Raw genomic sequence first — 7,020 nt, 5'->3', positions numbered from 1 at the left:
TCATAAGCATCTTCAAGTTCTATTTCTCTAGCTATAGTAACACCATCATTAGTTATAAGCGGTGAACCAAATTTCTTGTCTAATATAACATTTCTTCCTTTTGGTCCTAATGTCACCTTCACTGTATCTGCAAGAATATCTACACCTCTTTGCATAGCTCTTCTTGACTCTTCTCCGAATAAAATACTTTTAGCCATATATATTTACCTCCTAAGATAATTAATTTGTTTACTTAAACTTTAATTATTCTATTATTGCTAGAATATCTTCTTGTTTTAAAATCACATATTCTTTTCCTTCAAATTTAACTTCTGTTCCTGAAAATTTAGAGAATAATATTTTATCTCCTATTTTAACTTCCATTTTTATTTCTCTTCCATGAGAATAACTTCCTGGCCCTACTGCTATAACCTCTGCCTCTTGTGGCTTTTCTTTAGCCGCACCTGCTAAAACTATTCCGCCCTTTGTTATTTCTTCTGACTCTAATCTTTTAATTACTACTCTGTCTCCAAGTGGTCTGATATTCATATAAAACCCTCCTAATTATTAAACTTATTTATTATATAAAAATTATTTTAATATCTTGTTATTAGCACTCTTCATCTTTGAGTGCTAACCCTAATATTATAATAAAGAATATTTATTTTATTATCAAATCTATAATTGTAATTAAACTGCCTAAAACATGGCATACAATAAGATTATCTACCATTTCCTCTTGTTTTCGAAGTTTTTCTATGGTCATGTTTTAATTTTCTATGAAAAAAATCTATTATCCTATGACCTCTTAAAATTCCAATAAGAAACAATACACCAGATATGATTCCTATGATTATCATAGATGCATAATTACCACTGTGTATTCCGTGTCCAAATATAGCAGATGCAATAATCCATGGCAATCTACCAACAGATGAATATATTAGAAAGTCCTTTAGTGATGTATTTGAAACACCTGCAACATAAACTAATATATCCTTAGGTATTCCAGGTATGAAGTATATTACAAATATAACAACATTATTACTTCCTGCATCTAAAATTTTCTTAATCTTAGTTAGATTATTTTTTTCTACAAGCTTATTTATATATTTTTTTCCACATAGATTTGCTATAAAATATGCAACTGCACTTCCAAGAACTATCCCAACTACTGAGGCAATGCCTCCAATTATAGGGCCAAATATATATCCACCTGCAACTTGCATTACTTCTCCTGGTATAAAGAATATTATTACTTGTATCATTTGAAGTATAATAAATGCAAATATGCTATAGCTACCAAAGGAAAGTATTAAATTTTTAAGTTTTTCTGGATCTCTAAACACAGTAAATTTCCTTGAAAACTGAAAATAAACCACTACTAATAAAATTATAACTAAGGTCCATATTAAACCATTAATTATATATTTTTTTAATTTCTTTCTATCCTTCATAGCCTACCTCCCATTATACTCTTAGGTTAATTAATATTGTACAAAACATCTTTTATTTACACATCTATTTTTATATTATTCTCTCTAGCATAGTAAAATAAATATTGCTGGGCAAATCCCGAAAGATTTCCAAACTTATCTCTTGCAAAGTTTCTTATCTTAGGCAATGATACGTCTGGTGCTACATAGAAAAATTGCATAGCTCTCTTTACCCATACATCTACTGGAAATGCTGAATATTTCCCCATTGAAAATAGCATTATACAGTCTGCAACCTTAGGTCCAACTCCACTAAAATTTTTAAGTCCTTCATGACATTCATCATCATCACTTAATCTTATAGCCTTCAAATCACATATTCCATTAGATAAATCCTCTAGTGACTTCACTATGTATTTAGCTCTAAACCCAACTCCTAAACTCTCAACGTCTTCTAATGTAGCTTTACTAAACTCTTCTAGCGTTGGAAATGTATAATATGTATTACCTTTGTATTCTATAGGCTTGCCATATGTCTTACTTATATTCTCTATAGCTCTTTTAATCATAGGAATTCTATTATTGGCAGATATTATAAATGAAATTAACATTTCAAATGGATCTTGCTTTAATATTCTAATTCCATAACCAAACTCCACAGCCTTCTTTAAAAGTTTATCCTTCTCAAACTCTTCCTTTATAATTGAGTAATCTCTTTCTAAATCAAAATAATTTACCCATATATCATTAAATTCTTTCAAACTACTGTTATAAATTATAACAGTGTCACCATCTTTCTCTACCTCAATAACTTTACCAAAGGCTACTCCAATATAGTTATCGTTATCTTGTCTATTCCATCTAAAACATTGACCACAATCAAAGATGTGTGGAAGTTCAAAATTTTTCACTTCTTTTATTATAACTTTATTGTTTTCTTCTATGACTTCTTTAAATTCCATACAGTTTCAACTCCTTGAGGTAATAATATTTCTTTATTAATCATTATTTAAAAAGTAGTGCCAAGATTAGTCTCAACACTACTGTTTAAAATTATTCTAAATAATTTTTTATTTTTCTCGGTTAATAATGCTATCTAATATAACTGCACCCTTTTCAATTATACTAAGACATCTTATATCCTCATCTCTATATAATTCTTTTAACAAGTCACAATTTAATTCAGTGCATTCCTTTTTAAACATTTCTATAAATTCTTGTGTAAGATTTTTAACATATTCACTTTCATGGGCTCTTTCCTTTGTAAACATAATCCCAAGAACACAAATTGCTCCTGTAACAACTCCACAAGTAGCCTCTATAGCCATACCTCCACCAAATGCAGCCATAGTCTTAAAGGTTTCTTTCTGTAAATTTAAATTATACTCCTCATTAGCAGCATATAATATAGTTTCAGCACAGTTTAAATCATATTCTTCTCCATAGTATTTTTTGACTAAATCTAATAACATAACTTATCCCCTTACTTTATACTTATTATTTTCAATTACTTTTTTCTATTATAATCTCTTAGCCTAGAATGTAACTTATCTTTCTTCCATTAGTAAAATTTAGTTTATATTATATTTATACTACAAAAAAGCCATATTTTAAAGAGGTTTACACAACTTTAAAATATGACTTTATACTTTTATAATACTTTATAATTTTTGTTAACTATTTACTTAATTGTTCATCAATAGATTTTGCAGCCTTTTTACCAGCTTCCATTGCAAGTATAACTGTTGCAGCACCTGTCACAGCATCTCCACCAGCGTACACACTCGCTTTAGAAGTTAGCCCAGTTTCTTCTTCTGCAACTATACATTTACGCTTATTCATCTCTAAACCTTTAGTTGTAGCTGGAATTAATGGGTTTGGTGAAGTTCCTAAAGACATGATAACAGTATCACAGTCTATTGTAAACTCAGAACCTTCTATAACTTGTGGTCTTCTTCTTCCAGACTCATCTGGCTCTCCAAGTTCCATTCTTACACAATTCATTCCTTTAACCCAACCATTTTCATCTCCTAAAATCTCTGTTGGATTAACTAATAAATCAAAGATAACACCCTCTTCTTTTGCGTGATGTACTTCTTCAACTCTTGCTGGAAGTTCTGACTCACTTCTTCTATATACTATGTGAGATTCTGAACCCAATCTTAATGCAGTTCTAGCAGCATCCATAGCAACGTTTCCGCCACCAACTACAGCAACGCATTTTCCTGATTTAATCGGAGTTGCATAATCATCTTTAAATGCTTTCATTAAGTTATTTCTTGTTAAAAACTCATTAGCTGAACATACTCCATTCAAATTTTCTCCTGGAATTCCCATGAATTTAGGAAGACCTGCACCTGAACCTATAAATACGGCATCAAAATTCTCTTCATTCATTAACTCATCTATTGTAACTGTTCTTCCAACAACTACATTTGTCTCTATTTTGACACCTAATTTTCTTATGTTGTTTACTTCATGTTTAACTACTGTATCTTTAGGTAATCTAAACTCTGGAATTCCATAAAGTAACACTCCACCTGGCTCATGTAATGCTTCAAAAACAGTTACTTCATAACCCATTTTAGCAAGCTCACCTGCACAAGTTATACCTGCTGGACCTGATCCAATTACTGCTACTTTTTTATCTTTTTTATTTATAGGTTTAGTTAAATCAACATTATTGTTTCTTGACCAATCCGCAACGAATCTCTCAAGCTTACCAATGGCAACTGCTTCTCCCTTTATTCCTAGAACACACTTGCTTTCACATTGTAATTCTTGAGGACAAACTCTTCCACACACTGCTGGAAGTGCTGTATATTTATCTAAAGCCTTTGCAGCTTCTTCAAACTCATTATTTTTTACATGTTGGATAAACTCAGGAATATCTATAGATACTGGACACTTACCAACACAAGGTTTATTCTTGCAATTTAAACATCTAGAAGCCTCTTTTACAGCCTCTTCCTCAGTATATCCAAGGCAAACTTCTTGAAAATTAGTAGCTCTCACTTTTGGATTTTGCTCTTGTATTGGAGTTCTTTTCATTCTATCCATTAGTTATTCCCTCCTATTTTACATCCAGGTTTCATAGAATCTTTTTTAGCCTCTTCTGTTTTATACATACCTGCTCTCTTTAAAGCTTCATCAAAGTTAACTTTATGTCCATCAAACTCTGGTCCATCAACACAAGCAAATTTAGTCTCTCCATCAACAGTTATTCTACATGCTCCACACATTCCAGTTCCATCAACCATAATTGGGTTCATGCTAACTATTGTCTTTATTCCTAACTCTTCAGTTAATTTACATACGAATTTCATCATTATCATAGGTCCGATAGCAATTACTACATCATATTTTTTCCCTTGATTTTCTACCAAATCTTTTAACTGTGCAGTAACCATGCCTTTGAATCCATAACTTCCGTCATCAGTTGTTACGTATACACTATCTGCAACAGCCTTCATCTCATCTTCTAAAATAACCATTTCTTTATTCTTATATCCCATGATTACATCAGCTTTGATTCCATTTTCATGTAACCATTTAACTTGAGGATATACTGGAGCTGCTCCGACTCCTCCTGATATAAACATTATTTTTTCATTTTTTAAAGTTTCTTTATCCTCTTCTATAAGCTCTGAAGGCATTCCTAATGGTCCAACAAAATCAAAGAAAGAATCTCCCTCTTCATAGTTTTCCATTGCCTTTGTTGTACATCCAATAGTTTGCACAACTATTGTTACTGTTCCATTTTCTACATCTGTGTCACATATTGTTAAAGGTACTCTTTCACCTTTTTCGTCCATTCTAATTATAATGAACTGTCCTGGATGTGCTGATTTAGCAACTCTTGGTGCTAATATTTTCATCATAAATATTGAAGGTGCTAAAATCTTTTTTTCAACAATTTTATACATATTATTTTCCTCCGTATTTTAAATATATTTTAATTTATATTGTTTTGATATCGTTATCATGATTCTGGAAATATTATTTCAGCCAAAATTTCTCTAAGTTAACTACAATAGTCATATTACCATCGCTTATAAATAAGTAATTTCTTACATAATCAGTGACAATCCACATTTATATTTTATAGTTTTATTCAATTATAGTCAACCTTATGTCAGATTTAACATTATAAATTTTCATATAAATAACATTTTTTGAGTATTAAACATTAATTTTCTCAATTTTTGTACTTTTATACATTAATTAAATAATTGATTTAATAATTAATGTATCAAATTTTGACGTTTTATATCATTTTGTCGTTTTTTGAAATATTTTTTAACATATTCAAAATTCAATATAATTAACACAAAATATAATATTATATTTCCTCAAAACTTAAAAAGCACAAAGACTTTATGGGTCCCTGCACTTTTATATTTTTAGATTTATTATTATCTATTATACTCAAAGAATCCTTTTCCTGTTTTTCTTCCTAATTGTCCAGATCTAACATATTTTCTCATTATACTGTGAGCTCTATATTTTGTGTCTCCTGTTTCTTTATATAGAACATCCATAATAGCAAGACATACATCAAGCCCAATTAAATCTCCTAGAGCAAGTGGTCCCATTGGATGATTAGCTCCAAGCATCATAGCTTTATCTATATCTTCAGCGCTTGCTATTCCTTCTGCTAATATGCAAGCTGCTTCATTTATCATAGGTACTAATATTCTATTTACTACAAATCCAGGTGCTTCTTCTACAAGAACTGGTTCCTTACCTATGTTTTTAACTAATTCATTCATTGCAGTGTAAGTCTCTACAGAGCTTACCATTCCTCTAATAACTTCTACTAGCTTCATTACTGGAGCTGGATTGAAGAAATGTAATCCAATAACTTTATCTGGTCTCTTTGTTGCAGTTCCAATTTCAGTTATTGAAAGTGAAGATGTATTAGTAGCAAGTATCGCTTCTGGTTTGCAGATCTCATCTAACTCTTTAAATATTTGTTTTTTTATTTCCATGTTTTCTACAGCCGCTTCAATTACTAAATCTACATCATCTAGTAAGCTAAGATCAGTTGTTCCGCTAACTCTCGCTAAAATATTTTCAGCCTCTTCTTCTGTAATTTTACCCTTTGTAGCAAGTTTCTTGATGTTTTTTTCTATCATCCCAAGTCCCTTTTGTACAAATTCATCCTTTATATCTCTAATAATTACTTCGTAGCCTTTAGCTGCAAAAGCTTGAGCTATACCAGCCCCCATTGTTCCTGCACCTAGCACACAAATCTTTTCCATATTAAACACTCCTTACATAAATTTATATTAAATTAGTTTTTAATTAACCTACACACTTATATTACCATAAATTTATCCGCTTATTAATGTTTATAAAAAATATATTCTTTATAATAAAATATAAAACATAAAAATAATTATTAAATTACATCTTATTCTTTTCATATTTACTGCTGTATTTTGTATTTAACTATGATTTTTCATTATTTTTCTCAATAAAGAGAGGGGTATACACTATATATGTATATCCCCTCATCTTAAGTAAAATTATTTATTCATTTCTTTGTATTGAGCTACGAACTCAGGAAGTATTTTTGCAAAGTCGCCTACTAGTGCTACAT

At 30.3% G+C, this 7,020-nt stretch carries 8 protein-coding genes; all 8 read right to left on the bottom strand.

What is annotated here, in order from left to right; genetic code table 11:
* A partial coding sequence (locus tag RSD37_RS16435) for a TCP-1/cpn60 chaperonin family protein (RefSeq protein ID WP_346947812.1) occupies window positions 1–197 on the bottom strand: 197 nt, incomplete at its 3' end.
* Between the two features lie 46 nt (window positions 198–243).
* Window positions 244–528, bottom strand: coding sequence for a co-chaperone GroES (groES, locus tag RSD37_RS16430; RefSeq protein ID WP_346947811.1), 285 nt, complete (start codon window positions 526–528; stop codon window positions 244–246).
* 173 nt (window positions 529–701) lie between these two features.
* Window positions 702–1,436: a TVP38/TMEM64 family protein gene (locus tag RSD37_RS16425; protein ID WP_346947810.1), complete on the bottom strand. Its 735-nt coding sequence runs from the start codon at window positions 1,434–1,436 to the stop codon at window positions 702–704.
* 56 nt (window positions 1,437–1,492) lie between these two features.
* Window positions 1,493–2,377, bottom strand: a complete 885-nt coding sequence (locus tag RSD37_RS16420; protein ID WP_346947809.1) for a DNA glycosylase — start codon at window positions 2,375–2,377, stop codon at window positions 1,493–1,495.
* A 108-nt stretch (window positions 2,378–2,485) separates the two neighbouring features.
* Entirely contained in the window at window positions 2,486–2,887 is a 402-nt protein-coding gene (locus RSD37_RS16415) for a C-GCAxxG-C-C family (seleno)protein (protein ID WP_346947808.1), read from the bottom strand.
* Between the two features lie 205 nt (window positions 2,888–3,092).
* Entirely contained in the window at window positions 3,093–4,475 is a 1,383-nt protein-coding gene (gene gltA / locus RSD37_RS16410; RefSeq protein WP_346947807.1) for an NADPH-dependent glutamate synthase, read from the bottom strand.
* Window positions 4,475–5,341, bottom strand: coding sequence for a sulfide/dihydroorotate dehydrogenase-like FAD/NAD-binding protein (locus RSD37_RS16405; protein WP_346947806.1), 867 nt, complete (start codon window positions 5,339–5,341; stop codon window positions 4,475–4,477). Before RSD37_RS16405 ends, gltA begins: the two co-directional genes overlap by 1 nt.
* Window positions 5,342–5,830: 489 nt before the next feature.
* Window positions 5,831–6,679 carry a 3-hydroxybutyryl-CoA dehydrogenase gene (locus tag RSD37_RS16400; protein WP_346947805.1) on the bottom strand — a complete coding sequence of 283 codons (849 nt, stop codon included), beginning with the start codon at window positions 6,677–6,679 and terminating at the stop codon, window positions 5,831–5,833.
* Between the last annotated feature and the right edge of the window lie 341 nt (window positions 6,680–7,020).

It is taken from the genome of Clostridium sp. (genome assembly GCF_036646415.1).
In the GTDB taxonomy this organism is placed as follows: domain Bacteria; phylum Bacillota; class Clostridia; order Clostridiales; family Clostridiaceae; genus Clostridium_J.
This window is presented reverse-complemented; position numbering and strand designations above follow the sequence as displayed.